We start from the raw sequence: 19,721 nt of genomic DNA on the forward strand, positions 1-19,721 counted from the left end.
TTCCGTATCGGTCACATCACCGCGTGTCACACACTGGTGATACCGCCCGCTCCCGCCCCGGCGGGGGGGAATCACACGATCGTGACCAGCGGCAACTGATCTGAACTACGAACAGGGCCTAGGCCCCTGCAACACCACCCAGCTCGCGCAGTGCACCGCGATCCCGCTGCCCACCGCCAGCCAGCAGGCGAGGGTGCTCCGCGAGGCCGGTCTCATCGCCACCCACCGCGAGGGCAGCCAGGTCCGCCACGCCCTCACGCCGCTGGGAGCCGCCCTGCTGAACGGCACCACCGTCGCACCGGCGACGAGCGAGGGCGGCTCTTGATCCGGTGGACGTCCGAGGGAGGACCGCCGCCGGCCAGGCCCGCGACCGGGTGATCACGGCGGCGGCCGTCGCTCGGACGCTGCGGCTAGTGCCAGCGGCTGTCGCAGGTGCGGTGACTACCGCGCCGCTTGCAGACCTGCATCCAGAAGTCCTTCACTTTGTACTTGGGGTCGTAGACCCATTTCGACCGGGTCACCGTCACCGGGGCGCGGCGGCCCTTGGTACTGACGATGTCCGTGGTGAAGGTATGCCACCCATAGTGCTTGAGCCGGAAATGAATCCGGAACACGGCGTAGTGCCCGTCGCTCGCGCTGTCGCGCAGCTTGATCTTGGATACGGAGATCTCGTGCGTGCTCCAGCACAGCCTTCCCGAAGCCTTCGCTCCGGAGATGGAACTGGACTCATTGCGGCATCCCGACAATGCCTCGATCTCTCCCCCGATGGCACCGGTGCGGGCGGCCGTGCGAGTCGGCGCGGCACTGGCGGGCGGGGCGCCCGCGACCACCGCCGTCAAGCTCGCGCCGGCCAGGGCCGTGACGGCCACCGCAGTGATGTTCCCCCGTGAATGCATGTTTCGTCCCCGTTCGTTCGCTCCCGGGTCGGTCGACCCGATGGCTGGACGACCAGCGTGAACGATCGTCAACACCGCCGAAAGACCCTTTCAGCAGGATGGAAACACGCGTCGCCGGCTCCCGACCCGTTGCCGTCGACGGTCGCCTTGGACTGCGGGGCGCCGGTGGCGGTCTCATCTGCCAGAGTGCGGCGTGGCGGGGGCGTCGATGAGGCGGCGTATTTCCGCGCGAATCGATGCGTCGAGGTTCTGGCGGCTCCAGAAGACGTGGCACGGCGGCGGCGGTGCGGCGTCGTGTGCGACGTCGATCCAGTGAAACGCGTCGCGGTGGTGCCGGTAGGCGTAGGCTCCGAGCGCGTTGAACTCGGAGAAGCCGCGGGGCGGCCGGCTCATCACGTATTCTTCGAGTGACATCCCGTGGAGTTCGCGACTTCTTTTCCGCAGCGCCGGGTAGAGCCAACGCGGGAACGTGTACGGCGGCCGGCGCATGAACTCGTGGCCGACGTCCTCGCCGAGAAATCGTTCGGTCAGGGCTCGCCAGGGAATGTGCCGGTCGAGCCGCGCATATGGCTCCATCAGGACGTACGGTCTGCCCTCGCAGGTCAGGTCGCCCGGCGTGGTGGAGCGCTCGAAAACGCAGTCGGAATCCACATGGCAGATGAAGTCCGCGTCGGAGTACCGGTCGGCGTGCAACTTCGTGACCTGCTGCCCGAGGTAGTCGTCGCGGTAGGCGGGACAGCACAGCACCCGGTCCGCACTGAGCCCGAGCCAGCGCCATTTCGCAAGGCTCGCCGGCGGGATGATGACGACCACGCTTCGGAAACCAGTGCAGTAGCGCCCGATGGATTCCAGGCAGTAGCGCAGCCACTGGAAGTCGCGCTGGTAACTGCGGATGACGATGTCGTAGGACGGATCGGGCCGGAAACCATGCGGCGAGTGCTGTTGCGCGGATGACGAGGCTGCCGGAAACTGCTTTCCGGCGGCTTCGTCACGATGAGGGGGCAGGCGATCAACACTCCCGGTCAGTTCTGTGTTCCGTCGTTCTTCGGCGAAGCCGATGCGATGCGCGGGACGTTCGACCAGCGCGTCGGACCCGCCCGCGACGCCGATCCCGCGCGTTTCGTGTGGGATTACTGGCATGTGCCCGGCCAATACTCGTATTTTCGTACCCATATCCGGCGTTTCTTCAGGCCCGATCTCCACCGCCGGTTCACCTCGGCGGTCCGGCAGTGGGGCATGACGCATCTCGGCTGCGACCGGATCAGCGAGCCGTGGCTGAGCTACTACATCGACGGCTGCCGGCAGGAACTGCACACCGATGTGCCGCGCGGCCCGTGGGCGTTCGTGTACTCGCTGACGAGGTGGGACGAGCGGCGCTTCATCGGCGGGGAGACGCTCCTGCTCGGCCCCGAGGTGCTCGACTACTGGAACGGCTTCGACGCCGACCGGCCGCTGGAGGCCGACAAGCTGCTGGTCCGCGTGCCGGCGCTGTTCAACCAGTTGACCGTCTTCGACGCCCGGATACCTCACGGCGTGGCCCGGGTCGAGGGGACGCACGATCCCGCGCAGAGCCGTGTCGTCGTGCACGGCTGGTTCCTCACGCCGGCGCCGTCGATCCGCGGCGCGCTTCGTCCGGCCGAGACCGCGCCGGAGATCGCGCGGATCCGTGCGGACTGGCGCGGGCTGCTCGCGAGTCCGGTGACCGGCGCGGGCGGCCGGGCCGCGGGCACCGGCGCGGTCACCGGACTTGCGGTGTGGCGGCTGCGGGTGGCCGCGGAGGGCGCCGTGACGGCGGTGCGCCTGGTCGCCGACACTCTCGTCTCGACCGTCGCGGACTCACGCCGCCCCGAAAGCCTGCTCGATGACATGCGGCACCGCCTGCAGCGGGCCGAGTTTCCGGGCTCGTCCGGTGAAACCGTCATCACCCTTCCGCTGAGCACGAAGGAGACCTAGCGCCGGGCGGTCACTCCAGGAGGCCTTCGTCTTCGATCTCCGGCGGAAGGGCAGGGCCGACGGGTGCGACGCCACCGGGCAGGGACGCGTCGAACAGGCCGCCGTCGACCCAGATGATCTCGCGGACCACGCGGTCGCTCACCCGGATCGGCTGGGACGCGAGGTGCAGCGTCGAGAAGAACAGCGCGTGCCGCTCCAGCGTCTCTTCGTCGATCTCGTGCGCCAGCAGTTCCGGGACGCTCAGCCGGTCCAGGCCCAGCCGCTCGCGCAGCGCCCCGGCGTCCGTGCGGTGGAAGACGTAGCGGCGGTCGTCGGTGACCAGCAGATCTTCGCTCGGTTCGAACCCGTAGGAGCGCAGGATGCGACTCGCGTACACGGAGCCGTCGATGACCAGGTAGTTCACCTCGGTGCGCTCGCCCCGGCCGAGCTCTTCGAGCATCTCGGCGTAGACGGCGGCCATCAGGCCGAGGTTCGTCGCGTCCTCGTCGGCGACGTAGACCGGGCTCACCCCGACGCCCATCGGCGATACCGCGTGCACCTGGCAGAGCGCGGCCACGGTCCGGGCTTCGAGGCCCCACGGCGGCCATGCCCGATCCCGGACGGCCAGGAACAGGGAGGAGTCGCCGGCTTCGAGCGTCGGGGACACGCGTTCCTCGAACAGGTGCGGCACGTCCAGGCGGCGGAAGAACGCCCTGACCGCGACCGCGGTGTGCGTGTCGAGGTCCTGCATCTGGTCGATGTGGACGGCGTCGTTCCTGGTGTCGTAGGACCAGCTGAGCACCTGTTCGTCCATGGTTCATCCTTCCTTTCGCTACGGACTTTTCGTGACATCGGAGTCATGGCGTGGCCAGTCGGGCGCAATCAATGGGGATCATCCGGATGCGTCCTGGCGCGACGCGTCCCGTCACGCATAATAATCATCATGGTGGACGCCGAACTGTTACGGTGCGCCGGACTCTTCGTCATGCGCGACTTTCTCCCCGTCGATCTTTGTGCGCGCCTGCGCGACGAGGCGGCGAGATCAAGGCTGCACAAGGCGGGAATTTTCCGCGGCGAAAAGATCTTGATGGACGAGCGGATCCGACGCACGGAGGGGGCCTGCCTACCCGAAACCCTGCAGTCCGCGATCGACGAGCGCTTCCAGACGATCATGCCGGATTTGGGGCGGCATTTCGATCATGTCCTCACCGGGCGGCAGCCCGCGCAACTGCTGGCTTATCAGCGAGGCTCATTTTTTCGTCCACATCAGGACAATTCAGGTAGTTCTGGATTACCGCCCGACGTCACGGACCGGCTGGTCTCGGCCGTCGTCTTCCTCGGCCGCCAGACGCGCCTGCCCGAGCCCGGCTCCTACTGCGGTGGAGCCCTCACCTTCTTCCGGCTTCGCGGCCCGGGCGGGACGAACCGGGTCCGCACGGAGGTGTGGGGCGAAGAGGGGCTTCTCGTCGCCTTTCCCGCCACCGGCACGATCCACGAGGTGCGGCCCGTCACGCACGGACCGCGCTACTCCCTCGTCACCTGGTTCACCGGTGGCGACCGCTCCGAGCAGGACGCCGGCGGGACGTGACCGGACGGGCGCGAGGGCCGATCATCGTCCTGGGCCGGCCGCACTCGGGCACCCGGCTGCTCGCCGGTCTCCTGCGCTCGGGCGGTGTGTTCCTCGGCGCCGACCTGACACGCCCGCAACTGGACTCGTGGAGCATGCACGGGCAGTTCACAGTGCCGCTCCTCCATGCGCGGCTGGCCGTCCACAGCGGCGCACCGCAGGACGCCGACCTCGACCACCTGGCCCGCGGATGCTGGGATGCCGCTTGGCCGCGCTACGCCGGCACCGCATCGAGAACCGCGACGAGACAGGACGCCTGGGGCTGGAAGTGCTGCGAGACGGCCTTCGTCATGCCGACGGTGCGGCGATTGCTGCCGGGGGCGGTCTTCGTCCATCTCATCCGCGACGGGCGGGACGTGGCCCTGTCCGGCCGCGGCTACTTCCAGATCACCTCACCGACCGCGGACCCGCCCGGATGGCCGCAGGCCGCCCGGCCCCGCGACGGCGCGGGTGGACCGGCACCGCTCGGGTACCGGGAGTTCTCCCGGCTCGTCACGTTCGGAGAGCCCGAGGTCCGTCGCTGGCGGGGCATCGACCTCGATGACGTGCGCGATGTCGTCCGCCACCGCTACCTGCTGCAGATGAAGGCGTGGACGACCGCGGTGACCTGGGCCAGGCGCGATGCCTCGGCGCTCGGCGGCGGCTACCACGAGGTGCGCTACGAGGAACTGTGCACGTCCCCGATCGATGTCGCCCGCGCCCTCTTCCGGCGGCTCGGCCTGCCATGGACGGCCACCGCCGGCGCCTTCCTCGACCGGCACGCGGTCTCGACCCGCGCCGGCCGGTGGCGGCACGCGCGGCTGTCCGGGCGGGAGACACGCGACTTCGCCGACGCGGTCGCGTTCGGCCGCCCCCTGCTGCGGGAGTGCGGGTATGCCGACTGAACCGCGGCCCCGCGCCGCGATGGTGGTGGCCCACCCGGACGATGAGGTGATCTTCTTCGGCGGCCTGGCCGCGCGGCTGGTCGGCGAAGGGTGGGACGTCGACGTCGTCTGTGTCACCGGACGGTTCTGCTCGCCGTACACCACCTGCGCGCGGCGCGCGGAGTTCTTCCGCGCGTGCGGGGCCCTGGGCGTGAAGGCCCGGCTGCTCGACCTGACGGACGACAGCGGGCCGCTCGACGAGGTCATGCTGGGCCGGGCCCTGACCGAGCGGGTGCGATGGGACCGGTACGCCCGCGTCTACACGCACGGGCCATGGGGCGAGTACGGCCACCTTCACCATGTCCAGGTGTGCCGGGCCGTCCACCGCCGCGGCCGCGCGGTCCGCTGCCTCGCGGGCCCGTTCGCGCCTGACTTCGCCGTGCCCCTGTCGCAGGCCGAACTGGACAGCAAGCGGCGGCTCGCCGCCCTGGCGTATCCGAGCCAGCCGTTCGCGGCACGCTGGTGTACGGAGCGGGAGGATCTCGTCGGCCTGCACCTCGACGCGGTGGAGGTCCTCACGGCGATCGCATCGGCGGAGAGGACGGGTGACGACACTGCGCTCCGGGACGCATCCGGTTTGCGAGCGGTCGCCTTGCCCGTGCTCGTCCCGGCGGCCCTGGACGCCGTGACGCCGACCTTTCCCAGCGTGACGCACATCCCCGCTCACCTGTGGCGGGACGGGCATCGGGCCAGGGTCCGCGCGCTCCAGCGCCGGACGGCCGATGAGGGCGGCGATCTCGCAGACCTCGGCGGGCGGACCTAGAACCGGGCGGGCGGGCTAGAACGGGGCGGGCGCGCCGGTCACCGACTTCGTGAAGTGCGTGTGGCGCGCGGGGCACATGCCGCAGAACGACTCGGGGCCGCGCGCGAAGAACGCCCTGATCTCGTCCGCCGTCGCGGTGAGCGGGAGCGGACGGTAGCGCAGGTACGGCTGCCAGGACGGCCGGTCGCCGAGTCCGTGCCGGGAGGCGACGAGCGGGAGATGCGCCAGTGGCGGGCACTTCCAGAGCGCGTTGTCCTGCAACGTCACGCAGTGCCTGGTCGTGCACGCCGTCCAGCTGGCGCGCGGATCCCCATCGGTGAACGGCTCCATCGCCGCCCCGGAACCGCGGTAGAGCTTGTACCAGCCTTCGACGGAGTCACGTTCCTCCAGCCTGAAGCCGATCTCGGCGGCACGCGCCCGGGCGAGTTCGAGGTTGGGCCGCAGCCGCGCGAGATACGCGTCGTCCCGGGAGTGGACGGAGACGGTGAGCGTCGTGCCGGTCTCGCCCAGCACGTCCCACAGCTCCGGCTTCCGGTGCAGTAACAGGCCGTTGCTGACCAGGCGCAGCCGCGCTCGGGGCCACAGCCCCCTCGCCAGCCGGAGGAAGTCGGGGACCCGCCGGTTGAGCAGCGGCTCCCCGCCGAGAAAGCTGAAGGTCACCGGGCGGATCCGGGCGCCCCAGCCGGTCAGCCAGGCCGCGCCGTCCTGCAACGGCAGGACGCCGGGCAGGCCGTGATCGGCGTAGTGCGCGCATCCGGTGCACCGCAGCGTGCACGCGTGCGCGAGGTGCATTTCGATCTTCGGAACGGTGATCACGGCGATGCCCCTTCTTCTGAAGCGCAACGATCAGCGCGAAGTAGCGATCGGCGCAATGCGACGTTCAGCGCGAAGTGGCGATCAGCGCTGAATCTCCTGCCCGGCGGCCCGGCTCGGCCGTATGCCACTCTGGAGGTTCTGGAATCGCGCTTCGGGACGAGAGGACATGGGCCGTGGAGGACGATGCGATATTTGTCCAAATTCCGTCCTATCGTGATCCCGAATTGCCGAAGACTCTGGTCGAACTGTATGCGAGGGCGTCCCGTCCGTCCCGGCTGCGGACGGTCGTCGCATGGCAGCACGACGACGATGAGAGGCTCGACCGGACGGTGCGGAGGCTTCCCGGCATCGAACTCATCGACGTGCCGGCGAGCGAGAGCCAGGGCTGCAACTGGGCCCGGCGGCAGTGCCAGGAACGCTGGGCCGGGGAGCCCTTCACCCTCCTGCTCGACTCGCATCACCGGTTCGCCCTCGGCTGGGACGACCTGCTGCTCGGCATGCACGCCCAGTTGCGGCAGGCCGACGTCGACAAACCCTTGCTGACCGCTTATCTGCCCGCGTATCACCCGAAAAGCGATCCGCAGGGTCGACAGCAGGAGCCGTACGAGATCCACGCACTCGGACGTGAAGAGCAGATCCTCACCCGGCTGGTCGGCCGCCCCATCCGGGACTGGCGCACCTTGACCGCTCCGATCCCGGCGAGCTTCCTCTCCCTGCACTTCGTCTTCGCCGCAGGAGCATTCAACCGCGAGATCACCGCCGACCCCGCCGTCTACTTCTCCGGAGACGAGGTGATGACGGGGTTGCGCGCGTTTCTCGCCGGCTACGACCTCTATCATCCGCACCGCCTCGTGGGCTGGCATTGCTACGACAGAGGGACGCGTGCGGCGCACTGGGACGACCATCCGGGCTGGCACCGCCTGCACCGCCGGTCGCTGGCGATGATGCGCGACCTGTACCGGACGTCGGCCCCGGGTTTTGGGCAGGCGCGGACCGTCGCCGACTACGAGGCGCATATCGGCATGAGCCTGGTGGCGGACGGAAACGGCGTGGCGGACGGAAACGGCGACGGCTGCTGACGCGCCCCCGCTCAGCCCGGATCGCGGGTGGCCTCGCCGCTCGACGGCTCCCCCGGGGCCAGGATGCGCTGGCCGGGGCGCAGGGCGCCCTCGACGGCGTCGCGGCCGAGGCGTTCGACGAGGGAGGACAGGGCCTTGCGGGCCGCGGTCGCCTCCAGCGGGTGGGAGGACGTCTGCGCCTCGGCGACCAGCGGGACGGCGAGGTGCAGCCCGGTGTCCGCCAGGGCGATGAGCGCGTTGCCGCGGATCAGCTCGTCCTCGTCGCGGGTGGCCAGTTCGGTCAGGACGTTCAGGTCTTCCACCGACGCCAGCCGGCCGAGGGCGGTGACGGCGTTCCGGCGGATCTGCGGATCGCGGCCGAGGGTGTCCGGCTCGCGGGCGATCCGGCGCAGGAGGGGTCCGTGCCGGTCGAGGAGCCGCGCGAGGTTCGCCTCCGCGGTCTCGGGGTCGTGGGCTCGTAGCAACTCGTTGATCTCCTCGCGTGCGCGCACGCCCGGGAGGTCGCCCCGGTCGACGAGGGTGGACGGGCGTTCGGCGGGCTGGTCCTGTCCGGCGTTCTGGCTCATGCCATGGTCCTCACGCGATGTTCACCCAGCCGTACCGGATGATCGTCCGGTACTGCGGGTCGTAGTTCAGGTTGGTGTCGTCGGCGGTGCTGGCGGAGAGCATCAGGTTGCCCGGCTCGGTCACGTGCACGAGCCCGAGGTAGTGGCCGACCTCGTGGCCCATGAGCATCCCGAGGTAGCGGACGTTCAGCCGCCGCACCCCGCCGACGACGACGCCGCTCCGGTCCACCACGACGCCGCTGTTGCGGCCGGCGTGCGACGTCGGCCCGGGAATCGCGCCCGCCAGCCCGTCGAACCCGGTACCGGAGATGCTCGGCACGACGAAGACATCGATGAAGGTCGTGCTGGAGTCACCGTTCCACTGCTCGAACAGGTCACGGGCCTCGCTTTCGGACGTGATCACGGTGAAGCCGCCGGCCTGCGCGTTGGTGATGTGGAGGCGGTTCACGGCGAACGTGACGTCCCGGCGTTCGTAGATGGCCCGGGTCACGTCCACGGCCTGGTAGAGGTCCGCGGTCTCCTCAGCCGTGAACGACTCCTCGCCCACACGGACGACGTTGAGCCCGAAGGCGAACATCGTCCGGACCGTGATCTGGTCGGCGACGGAACCGCCGGCCTGCCGGTTCATGGTGATCTGTACGCCAAGGTCCTCCCGGCCGTCGAGCTTGCCGAAGATGCCGCTGCCACGAGGCGAGTTGAACGTGATCGAGCCGCTCCAGGTGCTGTGGGCGCCCACCGTGATCGGGTCGGCGAACCTGGCGGTGCCCTGTTCCACCAGCGTCCCGGTGCCCACCGGGCCGTCCCAGAACTGCCACGGGCAGTCCTGGAGCATGGCGACCGGCGCGGCGTCGCCGTTGCTCAGCGTCAGCCCGACTTCGGTGCGGTAGGCGTCCCCGGCGCGTACCGCACGGGCGCTGAAGGTGCCGGTGACGAAGCTGCCCTGCGGAGACACCTGGAGGCTGAGGGGGTTGGACGGCAGCACCGCGACGCTGACGAGGAACCCCGCCTGCGCGCCCGACTCCAGGATCAGCCCGACCGCGAAGGTCGCCGGGCCGGGCGGCAGCGTCTGCTCCTGGGTGAACTCGACGTCCGCGTACCCGCGCTCGTGGTCGCCGGGGTCGATCCTCCGCTCGACGACGAACGGGGTTCCCGCCCAGTGGGTGAGGACGCTGATCACGCCCTCGTGCGGCTCGTCCCCCACGAACGCGACCCGCAGCTGGAACGGCCGGTCGCTCATGACCCGCTCTACGGGCTGAACGTCGACGATGGCGACCTGGCCTGGCGCGAGCGACCGCCGCGCCTCCTCGGGATCGGCGGGCGGCGAGTCCAGCGGGCCGTACCGGCTGACCGGTCTGGTCGGCGCCCGGCTCGTGGACGAAGTGGTCTCCATACCGGGAGAGATTCCCGGCGCACCGCACCGGAAGCTCCCGCTGCCGCCAATCATCGGTCATCAAGGCCAAGGTTCTCCCCTCGCGGGTCGCCTTGTAGACGCTGCCGTGGCGTCGGCTGCCGGCCGTGCGTGATTCGCCTTTCCAGCCCAGAACCTGGTTCGGCTGATCCCGGCGGTCAGATCCAGCCTTGCTGCCAGGCGTGGTGGGCGGCGGCATGGCGGGTGGAGAGCTGGAGCTTGGTCATGGCGGCGGAGAGGTAGTTGCGGACCGTGCCCGGAGCCAGGTGGACCTGGGCGGCGATCTCGTTGACGGACGCGCCGGTGCGGGCCGCGCGGAGGACCTCCAGCTCGCGATCGGTGAGGGGGCACTCGTCCTCGGTGAGGGCGGAGGCGGCGATGTCGGGGTCGACGTAGCGGCGGCCGGCGGCGACGTCGCGGATGATCTCGGCGAGCCGGGCGGCGGGGGTCGTCTTGGGAACGAAGCCGCGCACGCCGGCGGCGAGGGCCCGGCGCAGCACCGCGGGACGGGCGTGCCGGGTGACCAGCACGACCTGCGTCGGCGACGCGGCCCTGATCTCCTCGGCGGCGCGCAGCCCGTCGGCGGGCGGCATCTCCAGGTCCAGGACCGCGATGTCGGGGCGGTGCTCGCGGGCCAGGCGGACCGCGTCGGTGGACGTGGCGGCCTCGGCGACGACGACGAAGTCCTCTTCGAGCGCGAGCAGGGACGCCAGGGCGCTCCTGAGCATCTCCTCGTCATCGGCGATCAGCAGGCGGATCATCGTCGCCCCTCCCCGGACGAGGCCGTCCCCACCCCGGCCTGGGGTTCCTCTGGCGGGACGGCGGGCAGGGACGCCGTGACCTCGAACCGGCCGCCGTCGCGGGTCCAGGCGAGGTCGCCGCCCGCAGGCCCCAGCCGCTCGGCGAGGGAGCGCAGACCGGTGCCGGACGCGGCGCCGCCGGTGACGTCGAAGACGCCGTCGTTGCTCACCCGGAGCCGTGCGACGCCGCCCGTGACGCGGTAGTCGATCGACGCGTGACGTGCCCGGCTGTGGCGCAGGAGGTTGGTGGTGGCCTCCCTCATCACCAGTCCCAGCAGGTGGCGGGCGGCCTCGGTGACGGCGGCGGGCTCCGCGGTCGTGCGGGTGTCGATGCCCGCCGAGGCCAGGATCCGGGTGGCGTTGGCGATCTCGTCGTCCAGGCTGGTGCGGCGATACCCCCGCACCACCTCGCGCGTGTCGCGGAGCGCGTCCGTGGCCAGCCGCTGCACGTCCCTCATCTCGGCGGTGGCGCGCTCCGGGTCGGCCTCGGCGAGCCGGGCGGCCAGTTCGCTCTTCAAGGCGATGACCTGCAGGTGATGGCCCTGGATGTCGTGCAGGTCGGCGGCGAACCGGAGCCGCTCGTCCTTGACCGCCAGCTCCGCCGACAGCCGGCGCGCCTCGTCCAGCCGCCCGGTGATGTCCCAGGCCCACAGGGGGCCGAGCATCGCCCAGACGACGAAGGCGGTGATCCCGGGCGGGAACAGCGCGGCGTACACCAGCCGGCCGTCCCCGCTCGCCAGGCTCACGGCGCCGCCCGGCAGCGCCGCGAGGGCCAGCACGCCGGTGATCAGCCACCGGCGGGGCCGCCGGTCCAGGTAGGTCGCCGCGACCGCCGTCATGATGGCGGGCGCCATCGGCCACAGCCCGTAGTTGCGCAGCGCGAGAGGGCAGGCGGCGAGCACGATCGCGGCCAGCACCCCGGCGGCCGGCCACCCCGACGGCGGGCGGGGACGGGACGCGTGCCCGCCCGCCGACAGCCGCCTGTTGAGGAGCGCCACGACCGCGGCCACCTCGACGGCCAGCGCGGCGGCGCTGAAGACGCGCGGCTGGATCGGGACGTCGCCGTCCAGGATCCACTCGCCGGTGAACAGGATCAGGATGCCCACGTTGGTGCCCGGCACCGCCCACCAGGTGTAGCGGCGAAAGCCCGCGAGGGCCGTCCCGCCCTCGTTAGCCTGATCATGCATGGTCGCCATTGTCCCAGCAGCACGCCATTCGCACGGGATGTCATTTGTGATGAATCCGCATGACAGATGTCATGCGGACCCGTGCAGGTCCGTCACTACTGGAGAACTTCGCGTTCCCGCAGGCTGAGAACGTCGGAAGGACCGGCCGCGGAACGAGGGAGAACCGTCATGCAGCCTCAGGACGACAGCACGCTCACCCACGAGGCGGGCACGCGCCGTCACGGCGGCTGGGGGCATTTCGCGCGGCACTACGTGGAGATGGTCATCGCGATGGCCGTCGGGATGCTGATCTTCGGCGCGGCCGTCCGGGGCGTCCTGGCGCTCACCGGAGGCGAGCTGTCCATGGAGCGCCACCCCGAGCTGACGTCCCTGGAGATGGCGATCGACATGTCGGCCGGAATGCTCATCTGGATGCGCGTCCGCGGCCACGCCTGGGCGGGCTCCCTGGAGATGTGCGCGGCGATGTTCGCGCCCCTCGCCGTCCTGTTCCCCCTCCTCTGGCTGGACGCCGTCACCGCCGACTCGCTGATGATGCTCGAACACGTGCTGATGCTCCCGCTGATGCTCCTGGTCATGCTCCGCCGCCGCCACGAGTACTCCCACTGACCCCGGGGGCCGCTGCCTGGTCGGCACGTACATCGAGCGGACCCGTTCAGGTCGGGGACGGCGCGCGTCGTCCCGGCGGCTACGGGATCTTGCTCGCCTCCTCCTCGTGCGGGTCCGGGTGCGGGGTTCCGGGGGCCGGCATGAACAGGGCGGCGACTCCGGCGGCGAGGCCGATCCCGCCGCAGAGCAGGTAGATCGTGTGGAAGGTCTCCACGTCGGTGACCGACCGGCTCGCGAGGAGGGCGGCGAGCCCGGCGATGCCGAGGGCGCCGCCGAGCTGGCGGACGGTGAGGCTGAGGCCGAGGCCCGCGGCGAAGCGGGGCGGCGGCAGCGCGGTGGCGGCGGCGGCCGAGACCGCCGTCATCACCAGGCCCACGCCGGCTCCGCAGAGCACGCCGACGGGCACCCAGGCGTCCCAGAAGCGGACCTCGTAGAGGAAGAGGTCGGAGCCGTTCAGGCCCGTGCCGGCGGCGAACAGCACCGTCCCCGCCGCGATCAGCCAGCGGTGCCCGGCCGGATCGACGATCCGGCCGGCGAGCTTGGCGGTGACGCCGGCGGCCACGCCGCCGATGGTGAGCGCCGCGGCGCTCTCCAGGATGCTCCAGTGCCAGATCTGGGTGGCGAAGAGCGGGTTCGCGAGCAGCCACGGGAACATGGCGGTGCCGAACAGGAACGCGGTGACGTTGCAGACCGCGTAGCGGCCGCTGCGCCAGAGGCCGATCTCCACGGCGGGCGCGGGGTGCCGCCGCGAGCGGAGCAGGCTGAGGACGCCGAGGGCGGCGCCGCCGCCGAGCACGCCGATCGTGGCGGGGCTTCCCCACCCCCAGCCGTCGCCTTCGGTGAAGCCCGCGACGATCCCGCCGACGCCGAGGAGCAGGGCGAGGGTGCCGAGCGCGTCGGGACGCTTCGAACCGGCCGGAGGGGCGTGCCTCGGCAGCGTCCTGCGCGCCCACACGGCGAGGACCGCGCCGACCGGGACGTTGATGAGGAACACCGAGGGCCAGCCGAACCGCTCGACGAGGACGCCGCCGACGATCGGCCCGACCACGGCGGACACGCTCGTCACCGCCGACCAGGTCCCGATCGCCTTGAGCAGCTTCCCGCCCGGGGCGTCCGCGATGATGAGGGCAAGTGCGGCCGGGATCATCCCGGCCGCCGCGGCGCCCTGCAGGAGCCGTCCGGCGATCAGCAGTTCCACCGCCGGAGCGAGGCCGCACAGCAGCGAGGCGAGCGTGAAGCCGATGACGGACCAGGTGAAGACGCGGTCGCGGCCGGCGGTGTCGGCGAGCCGTCCGGCCGGGGCCAGGAAGGCCGCGAACGTGACCGCGTAGGCGCTCGCCACCCAGGTGAGGACGGAGACGCTCGTGCCGGGGAAGTCCTCCATGATCTCCGGGAAGGCGATGTTGACGACCGACAGGTCGAGGAACGCCATGAAGCTGGCGCCGGAGCACAGCGCGAGGACCAGGCCGGGCCGCGCCTCCCGGCCGCCGGAGCCCGTCACGCCGCCGTTCCCGTCCGGTCGCCGAGCTGGGCGTGCGCGGCGTCCAGGCCCGACCGGAAGCACGCCTCCAGGGACGCGCCGCGGCGGTAGTCGCCCGCCAGCGTCAGCCCGGGCACCGCGGCCAGCTCGGCGTCCAGCCTCGCCAGGAACTCGCCGTGGAACGGCACGTAGCCGCAGTACGCCGCCTCCCAGCTCCGGACGAGCCGGCGGACCCGGGTGGCGCCGGCCAGCTCCAGGTGCGGGCGGAGCATCTCCTCGGTCTCGTCGAGCCACCCGTCCAGCCGTTCCGGGGTCGGCACCGGGCGGGCGAGGCGGCCGCTGAAGGTGTAGCGGGCAATGTGGCGGTCCTCGACGCCGTACGCGCCGATGTTGCTGCAGGGGCCGCCGTCCAGCGCGATGGCGCGGACCTCGCGGCCGAAGACGGGCCGGTCGTATTCGACGAGAACCACGGTCGAGGGGAAGTAGCGCACTTCGGAGAGCAGCTTGCCCAGCGTGGGCGCGTCGTCGTCGACGAGCGCGGCGGCCGCGTGGGCCGGGAGGGCGAGGACGACGCCGTCGTAGCGGTGCTCCCGGGCCGGCCCCTCCCCGTCGGAGATCCGCAGGCCGGTGACCCGGCCGTCGCGGACGACGAGACCGCGGACGGTGGCGCGCAGCCGGACGTCCACCTTCTCGGCGAACGCGTCGAGGACCGGTTGCAGTCCGCGGGTCAGCTGGTCGTAGGTGTCGAGCATGCCGATGTTGGTGCCGAACGTCCCGAGGTACATCTCGTCGGGCTCCGCGCCGTTCATGCGGATCGTCATGGGGCGGATGAGGTTCTCCAGCATCTTCGCGCCGAAGTGGGCGCTGAGCGGTTTCCGGTCGGCGGTCCCGGCGAGGCCGGCGAAGTACTCGTCGCCGAGGAACCGGCCCGTGTCGGACCGGCGGGCCCGGACGGCGTACCGCACGAGCTTCGCGGTGTCCCGGGGCGTCCCCATTTCCAGCAGGACGCGCCGCAGTCCGTTGAGGCGGTTGTCGCTGCTGAGCCCTCGCACCCGCCCGTCGACGATCCTGGAGGTGTTGATTCCGAACGGCTCGAACGGGTGGTCCCCCATCGCCGCGACGAAGCCCCGGAACTCGGTGTACCGGCGTCCGATGTTCTTGCCGCCCAGCATGACCGGGCGGTCCCCGAACATGGTGGGGCCGCACCGGCCGCCGAGCGCGTCACCGCTTTCGATCAGTTCGACGCGCGCCCCGGCGCAGTGCAGGGCGAACGCCGCGCCGATGCCGGAGATGCCGCCGCCGACGACGGCGATGTGCTTGCTCATGGGTCCGCTCTTTCCAGCCGATCCGACAGTGCCTTGCGCCATCACGCGTCCCGCCCCGGGTAGGCCGACAGCTCGACCCGGCCCTTCGCGATCCGCGTCCCGTACTGCTCCAGCCCGACCTCGACCTCCGCGCCGCCGCCGAAGCCGGCCCGCGCGGCCGCCTCGATGGTCAGCGGGGCGTCGAGTTCGGCGAATCCGGTGAACTCGGCCTCCGCACCCGTCGGCGCGGACTCGGGGGCGTCGAGGAGGCCCCCGGCGACGGCCGTCAGGATCGCCGCCTGCCGGAAGCCCTCGAGCATGAGCGGGCCCGGCACGTGGTCGTAGGGGTGGTCGAAGAGCGACGGGTGCCCCTGGTCGACCAGCAGCGGGACGCGCCCGGACTCCGGTTCCCCGACGACGACGTTGCGTCCGTCGCGGCGCCCGACCCTGGCCGGTTCGACGGGGCGGTCCGGCCGCGCGGGTCCCGGGCCGGGCTCCGGCCGCCCGGCCCGCTGCGCCCGCCGGAACTCCTCGTAGGCGTCGCGCGGGAACAGGACGCCGCTCGCCCGCAGGGTGAGCGCCGGGACGTCCCCGACGGTCAGCCGGGCCTCGAACCCCGTCTCCGTGAAGAAGCCGCCGCCGTCGTTGCTGTCCCTGCGGACCCGCACCACGCCTTCGAGGGGCGTCCCGGCGTCGCGGAACGCGCCGAGGTCCTCCACCCAGAACTCCAGCCGCTGCAGGCTTCCGGGATCGGAGTCGCCGACGCCGCCGTGCCGGTGCCCGATCACGGTGAGCGCCTGGCGGATCGCCTCGACCGCCCCCAGCGGATCGTGGTACTCCGGCGGCCGGTCGAACCACAGCAGGTGGGAGCGCGGGACCTGGACGGCCGCGAGGTACTCGCCGGGGCCGGCCTCCGCCGTGTCGCAGACGAACACCTCCGCCGCGGCGCGCCGGTGCGCCAGCCTCCGCGGCACCGGCTGCTCGAAGCTCAGCGCGGCGCTCACCGGGCGCCTCCCGCCGGCCCGGCGGGCACCGGCCCGCCGAGCAGCTCCGCGCGGATCGCCTCGGCCACGCCCCGCAGGGTCGGGTCCCGGAAGATCGTCTCCAGCTCGATCCTCGTCCCGGTCGTCCGGATCATGCGCGATCTCAGCTCCATCGCCGACAGGGAGGTCAGCCCGAGGTCGGCCATGCTGGTGCCCGCGCCGACCGCGTCGGCGGCCAGGTCGACCAGGATCGCGGCGAGCTCGCCGCGCAGCAGGTCGACCAGGAGACCGAGCTGGTCGTCCGGCGGGAGCCCCGCGAGCCGGAGCCTCCAGCCGTCCGCCCGCGCCGCCTCCGCCGCGGCCCCGTCCACGCTTTCGTCCACGCTTTCGTCCACGCTTGCGTCCATGGTGTGGTCCATGGCTTCGTCCCCCGGGTCCCCCGGGTCCCCCGGTTCGGCCCGGGTCCCTGGTGCGCCGGAGGCGGCCGCCGTCAAGGCCGTTGCGGGGGCCGTCCCCTTCCCGGACGGGCCGCGCCGCCTCTCCAGCCAGTAGCGGCGGCGCTGGAACGCGTAGGTGGGCAGGTCGGTGGTCCCGCCCCCGCCGAGCACGGCGCCCCAGTCCACGCCGGTGCCCGCGACCCATGCCTCGCCGAGCGCCCGCGTCAGCGCGGCCGCTTCCCCGCCGCCGCGCTGGAGCGGGATCACGCGCACCGCGCCGTCCGGGACGCAGTCGCGGACGAGTCCCGACAGGACGTCGCCGGGGCCGCATTCCAGCAGCGTCGCCGCCCCGGACGCGCTGAGGGCGCCGACCGCGTCGGCGAACAGCACCGGCCGCCGCGCCTGCTCGACCCAGTACTCCGGCGAGCGCAGGTCCGCGGTGTCCGCGACGGCACCGGTCACGTTCGAGACCAGCGGGACCTCCGGGGCGCCGAACTCCACCTTGCCGAGGACGGACCGGAACTCGTCGAGCACCGGGTCCAGGTGGGCGGAATGGAACGCCCGTTGCGTCCGCAGCCGCGTGACGCGGCGGCCGCTCCGGCGCCAGAGCGCGGCGAACTCGGCCGCGGCGTCCTCGTCGCCGGAGACGACCAGCGCGCGCGGCCCGTTGACCGCCGCGACCGACAGCCGCGCCCCGAAGCCCTCCAGCGACTCTTCGACCTCGGCGCGGGTCGCCCGGACGGCGACCATGGCGCCGGCCCGCGCACGCTGCATCAGCCGTCCCCGGGCCGCGACCACCATGGCGGCGTCGGGCAGCGTGAACACGCCGCTGAGATGGGCGGCCGACAACTCGCCCAGCGAGTGGCCGGCCATGACGTCGGCGCGCACGCCCCAGGCTTCGAGCAGGCGTCCGAGCGCCACCTCCACGGCGAACAGCGCGGGCTGGGTGCGGTCGGTCCGGTCGAGCGGTGTCCCGCCGCCCGCCGCGCCGTCCGGCAGGTCCGGCCCGAGAGGGTCCGGCCCGAGCAGGTCCGGCAGCAGCGGACGGTCGAGGTGCGGATCGAGGGACGCGCACACCTCGTCCAGCGCCGCCGCGAACGCGGGGAGGTGGCGGTACAGCTCGGCGCCCATCCCGGCGCGCTGGCTGCCCTGGCCGGGGAACATCAGCGCCGTCCGGCCGCCGCGCCCGGCGCGCCCGGTCGTCGCGGACGCCCCGGGCGACCCGTCGGCCAGGCCGCGCAGCCCCTCCAGGAAGGCGTCTCGGTGCTCGCCGTGCAGGACTGCCCGGTGGTCGAGGACGGCGCGGGTGGTGGCCAGCGAGTAGGCGATGTCGGCGTCGCACCCGTCCGCGCCGGCGGCCAGGGCGGCGTGCAGGCGCGCCGCCTGGCCTCGCAGCGCCGCGCCCGTGTGGGCGGACAGCACCCACGGGCCGCGCCGGGACGGCGGCGCCGCCGGCGCGGGGTGCTCGGCGGGGGCCTCCTCGGGGTTCTCAGCGGCGTCCTCGGCGGGGGCCTGTTCGAGGATCACGTGGGCGTTGGTGCCGCTGATCCCGAGCGACGACACGGCGGCGCGGCGGGGCCGCCCGGTCTCCGGCCACGCCCGGGGCTCGGTGAGGAGCCCGACCTCGCCCGGACGCCAGTCGACGTGCGGCGTCGGCTCGTCCAGGTGCAGGGTCTTCGGCAGCGTGCCGCGCCGCAGCGCCTCGACCATCTTGATGACTCCGCCGACACCCGCGGCGGCCACGGTGTGCCCGATGTTGGACTTCAGCGACCCCAGCCACAGCGGTTCCGTCCGGGTCCCGCCGTAGGCGGCGAGAAGCGCCTCCGCCTCGATCGGGTCTCCGAGCACCGTCCCCGTGCCGTGGGCCTCGACCGCGTCGACCTCGGCGGGGGACAGCCCCGCGTCGGCGAGCGCGTCCCGGATGACCCGCCGCTGCGCCGGACCGCTCGGGGCGGTGAGGCCGTTGCTGGCGCCGTCGCAGTTGACGGCCGAGCCGCGCAGCACCGCCAGCACCCGGTGGCCGAGCCGCCGGGCGTCCGACAGCCGCTCCACCAGCAGGACCCCGCCGCCCTCCCCCCACGCGGTGCCGTCCGCGCCTGCCGCGAACGACTTGCACCGTCCGTCCGGCGCGAGCGCCCGCTGGCTGGAGAACCCGATGAACGGGGCCGGCGAGGTCAGCAGGTGCACCCCGCCGACCAGCGCCGCCGAGCAGTCCCCCGAGCGGACGGCGCGGCACGCCAGGTGCAGCGCCACCAGCGACGAGGAGCACGCGGTGTCGACCGTCAGCGCCGGGCCCTCCAGGCCGAGGACGTAGGCGACCCGCCCGGACACGACGCTGCCCGCCGTCCCGGTGACCAGGTACCCCTCGGCGATGTCCCAGCCGTCGGTGTCGCCGGTGAGGTACGTCTGGGCGGCCAGGCCCATGAACACCCCCGTGCGGGTCCCGCGCAGCGACGCCGGATCGATCCGCGCGTGCTCGATCGCCTCCCAGGACAGCTCCAGGACGAGTCGCTGCTGCGGGTCCATCACCTCCGCCTCCAGCGGGCTGATCCCGAAGAAGCCCGCGTCGAACCCCGCCACGTCCTCCAGGAAGCCGCCCTCCCGGACGTAGGACGTGCCGGGCACGTCCGGATCGGGGTCGTGGATGGCGTCGAGGTCCCAGCCGCGGTCGGTGGGGAACGCGGAGATCGCGTCGCGTCCCTCGGACACGAGCCGCCACAGCCCGTCCGGGGAGCCGGCCCCGCCCGGATAGCGGCACGCCATCCCGACGATCGCGACCGGCTCGCCCGCCCGCGCCTCCAGCCGCCGGATCCGGCCGCGGGCCTCGGCGAGCTCCTGGGCCGCGCGCCTCAGGTACTGCCGCAGCTCTTCTTCCGTCGCCATGCGCTCCCGTCCCTCGCTCGCCCTGCCTGCT

At 72.4% G+C, this 19,721-nt stretch carries 19 protein-coding genes; 7 read left to right on the top strand and 12 right to left on the bottom strand.

The features are described 5' to 3' along the window. The first annotated feature begins 193 nt into the window (after window positions 1–193). Window positions 194–325 carry a hypothetical protein gene (locus tag SM418_RS28520; protein WP_371944230.1) on the top strand — a complete coding sequence of 44 codons (132 nt, stop codon included), beginning with the start codon at window positions 194–196 and terminating at the stop codon, window positions 323–325. 85 nt (window positions 326–410) lie between these two features. Here the strand turns inward: SM418_RS28520 and SM418_RS28525 are convergent, their stop codons facing one another. After that, window positions 411–869 (bottom strand): hypothetical protein, encoded by a 459-nt coding sequence (locus SM418_RS28525; RefSeq protein ID WP_371944229.1) that lies wholly within the window; start codon window positions 867–869, stop codon window positions 411–413. A 201-nt stretch (window positions 870–1,070) separates the two neighbouring features. Beyond that, entirely contained in the window at window positions 1,071–2,099 is a 1,029-nt protein-coding gene (locus SM418_RS28530; RefSeq protein ID WP_371944228.1) for a hypothetical protein, read from the bottom strand. A gap of 33 nt (window positions 2,100–2,132) precedes the next feature. Here SM418_RS28530 and SM418_RS28535 point away from each other — a divergent pair, with 33 nt between their 5' ends. Beyond that, complete coding sequence (locus tag SM418_RS28535; RefSeq protein WP_371944227.1) at window positions 2,133–2,849, top strand: hypothetical protein; 717 nt, start codon at window positions 2,133–2,135, stop codon at window positions 2,847–2,849. Between the two features lie 10 nt (window positions 2,850–2,859). Here the strand turns inward: SM418_RS28535 and SM418_RS28540 are convergent, their stop codons facing one another. Beyond that, window positions 2,860–3,642 (bottom strand): hypothetical protein, encoded by a 783-nt coding sequence (locus SM418_RS28540; protein WP_371944226.1) that lies wholly within the window; start codon window positions 3,640–3,642, stop codon window positions 2,860–2,862. 129 nt (window positions 3,643–3,771) lie between these two features. Here SM418_RS28540 and SM418_RS28545 point away from each other — a divergent pair, with 129 nt between their 5' ends. The 3 genes from SM418_RS28545 to SM418_RS28555 are packed head-to-tail and all read left to right on the top strand — an operon-like array spanning window position 3,772 to window position 6,141. Further along, window positions 3,772–4,416, top strand: a complete 645-nt coding sequence (locus tag SM418_RS28545) for a 2OG-Fe(II) oxygenase (RefSeq protein WP_371944225.1) — start codon at window positions 3,772–3,774, stop codon at window positions 4,414–4,416. Beyond that, window positions 4,413–5,339 (top strand): sulfotransferase, encoded by a 927-nt coding sequence (locus SM418_RS28550; RefSeq protein WP_371944224.1) that lies wholly within the window; start codon window positions 4,413–4,415, stop codon window positions 5,337–5,339. Before SM418_RS28545 ends, SM418_RS28550 begins: the two co-directional genes overlap by 4 nt. Next, window positions 5,329–6,141, top strand: coding sequence for a PIG-L family deacetylase (locus SM418_RS28555; RefSeq protein ID WP_371944223.1), 813 nt, complete (start codon window positions 5,329–5,331; stop codon window positions 6,139–6,141). The genes SM418_RS28550 and SM418_RS28555 overlap by 11 nt, the downstream gene beginning before the upstream one ends. A 15-nt stretch (window positions 6,142–6,156) precedes the next feature. Here SM418_RS28555 and SM418_RS28560 read toward each other — a convergent pair whose 3' ends face one another. After that, a complete protein-coding gene (locus tag SM418_RS28560; protein ID WP_371944222.1) occupies window positions 6,157–6,957 on the bottom strand; it encodes a radical SAM protein in 801 nt (266 codons plus the stop codon). A 173-nt stretch (window positions 6,958–7,130) separates the two neighbouring features. On the opposite strand from SM418_RS28560, the gene SM418_RS28565 reads away from it, so the two are divergent. Continuing rightward, a complete protein-coding gene (locus SM418_RS28565; RefSeq protein WP_371944221.1) occupies window positions 7,131–8,036 on the top strand; it encodes a GlcNAc-transferase family protein in 906 nt (301 codons plus the stop codon). Window positions 8,037–8,047: 11 nt separating this feature from the next. Here the strand turns inward: SM418_RS28565 and SM418_RS28570 are convergent, their stop codons facing one another. From SM418_RS28570 to SM418_RS28585, 4 genes are all read right to left on the bottom strand, one after another. Next, window positions 8,048–8,602, bottom strand: a complete 555-nt coding sequence (locus SM418_RS28570; RefSeq protein ID WP_371944220.1) for a HEAT repeat domain-containing protein — start codon at window positions 8,600–8,602, stop codon at window positions 8,048–8,050. Window positions 8,603–8,612: 10 nt separating this feature from the next. Continuing rightward, entirely contained in the window at window positions 8,613–9,992 is a 1,380-nt protein-coding gene (locus SM418_RS28575; protein ID WP_371944219.1) for a hypothetical protein, read from the bottom strand. Between the two features lie 176 nt (window positions 9,993–10,168). Then, window positions 10,169–10,771, bottom strand: a complete 603-nt coding sequence (locus SM418_RS28580) for a response regulator transcription factor (protein ID WP_371944218.1) — start codon at window positions 10,769–10,771, stop codon at window positions 10,169–10,171. Further along, the gene (locus SM418_RS28585; protein ID WP_371944217.1) at window positions 10,768–11,997 is read right to left on the bottom strand and encodes a sensor histidine kinase; all 1,230 of its coding nucleotides are present in this window, start codon (window positions 11,995–11,997) and stop codon (window positions 10,768–10,770) included. Before SM418_RS28585 ends, SM418_RS28580 begins: the two co-directional genes overlap by 4 nt. A 168-nt stretch (window positions 11,998–12,165) precedes the next feature. On the opposite strand from SM418_RS28585, the gene SM418_RS28590 reads away from it, so the two are divergent. Beyond that, window positions 12,166–12,603, top strand: a complete 438-nt coding sequence (locus SM418_RS28590; protein WP_371944216.1) for a hypothetical protein — start codon at window positions 12,166–12,168, stop codon at window positions 12,601–12,603. A gap of 79 nt (window positions 12,604–12,682) precedes the next feature. On the opposite strand, the gene SM418_RS28595 is transcribed toward SM418_RS28590, so the two are convergent. From SM418_RS28595 to SM418_RS28610, 4 genes are read right to left on the bottom strand one after another with little or no spacing between them, the layout of a single operon-like run. Continuing rightward, complete coding sequence (locus tag SM418_RS28595; RefSeq protein WP_371944215.1) at window positions 12,683–14,104, bottom strand: DHA2 family efflux MFS transporter permease subunit; 1,422 nt, start codon at window positions 14,102–14,104, stop codon at window positions 12,683–12,685. Beyond that, window positions 14,101–15,408: an FAD-dependent oxidoreductase gene (locus SM418_RS28600; RefSeq protein WP_371944214.1), complete on the bottom strand. Its 1,308-nt coding sequence runs from the start codon at window positions 15,406–15,408 to the stop codon at window positions 14,101–14,103. The genes SM418_RS28595 and SM418_RS28600 overlap by 4 nt, the downstream gene beginning before the upstream one ends. A 41-nt stretch (window positions 15,409–15,449) precedes the next feature. After that, on the bottom strand, window positions 15,450–16,391 hold the full coding sequence (locus SM418_RS28605) for an AfsA-related hotdog domain-containing protein (RefSeq protein ID WP_371944213.1): 942 nt from the start codon (window positions 16,389–16,391) through the stop codon (window positions 15,450–15,452). Continuing rightward, window positions 16,388–19,690, bottom strand: a complete 3,303-nt coding sequence (locus tag SM418_RS28610) for a type I polyketide synthase (RefSeq protein WP_371944212.1) — start codon at window positions 19,688–19,690, stop codon at window positions 16,388–16,390. The genes SM418_RS28605 and SM418_RS28610 overlap by 4 nt, the downstream gene beginning before the upstream one ends. Window positions 19,691–19,721: the final 31 nt, after the last annotated feature.

It is taken from the genome of Actinomadura chokoriensis (genome assembly GCF_041463665.1).
GTDB classification, from domain to species: domain Bacteria; phylum Actinomycetota; class Actinomycetes; order Streptosporangiales; family Streptosporangiaceae; genus Spirillospora; species Spirillospora chokoriensis_A.

Bases quoted from the DNA above. Each gene is read 5' to 3' on its own strand.
- SM418_RS28610 (WP_371944212.1), bottom strand. From the start codon at position 19,690: ATGGCGACGGAAGAAGAGCTGCGGCAGTACCTGAGGCGCGCGGCCCAG.
- SM418_RS28555 (WP_371944223.1), top strand. From the start codon at position 5,329: ATGCCGACTGAACCGCGGCCCCGCGCCGCGATGGTGGTGGCCCACCCG.
- SM418_RS28580 (WP_371944218.1), bottom strand. From the start codon at position 10,771: ATGATCCGCCTGCTGATCGCCGATGACGAGGAGATGCTCAGGAGCGCC.
- SM418_RS28570 (WP_371944220.1), bottom strand. From the start codon at position 8,602: ATGAGCCAGAACGCCGGACAGGACCAGCCCGCCGAACGCCCGTCCACC.
- SM418_RS28590 (WP_371944216.1), top strand. From the start codon at position 12,166: ATGCAGCCTCAGGACGACAGCACGCTCACCCACGAGGCGGGCACGCGC.
- SM418_RS28600 (WP_371944214.1), bottom strand. From the start codon at position 15,408: ATGAGCAAGCACATCGCCGTCGTCGGCGGCGGCATCTCCGGCATCGGC.
- SM418_RS28585 (WP_371944217.1), bottom strand. From the start codon at position 11,997: ATGCATGATCAGGCTAACGAGGGCGGGACGGCCCTCGCGGGCTTTCGC.
- SM418_RS28535 (WP_371944227.1), top strand. From the start codon at position 2,133: ATGACGCATCTCGGCTGCGACCGGATCAGCGAGCCGTGGCTGAGCTAC.
- SM418_RS28575 (WP_371944219.1), bottom strand. From the start codon at position 9,992: ATGGAGACCACTTCGTCCACGAGCCGGGCGCCGACCAGACCGGTCAGC.
- SM418_RS28540 (WP_371944226.1), bottom strand. From the start codon at position 3,642: ATGGACGAACAGGTGCTCAGCTGGTCCTACGACACCAGGAACGACGCC.
- SM418_RS28545 (WP_371944225.1), top strand. From the start codon at position 3,772: ATGGTGGACGCCGAACTGTTACGGTGCGCCGGACTCTTCGTCATGCGC.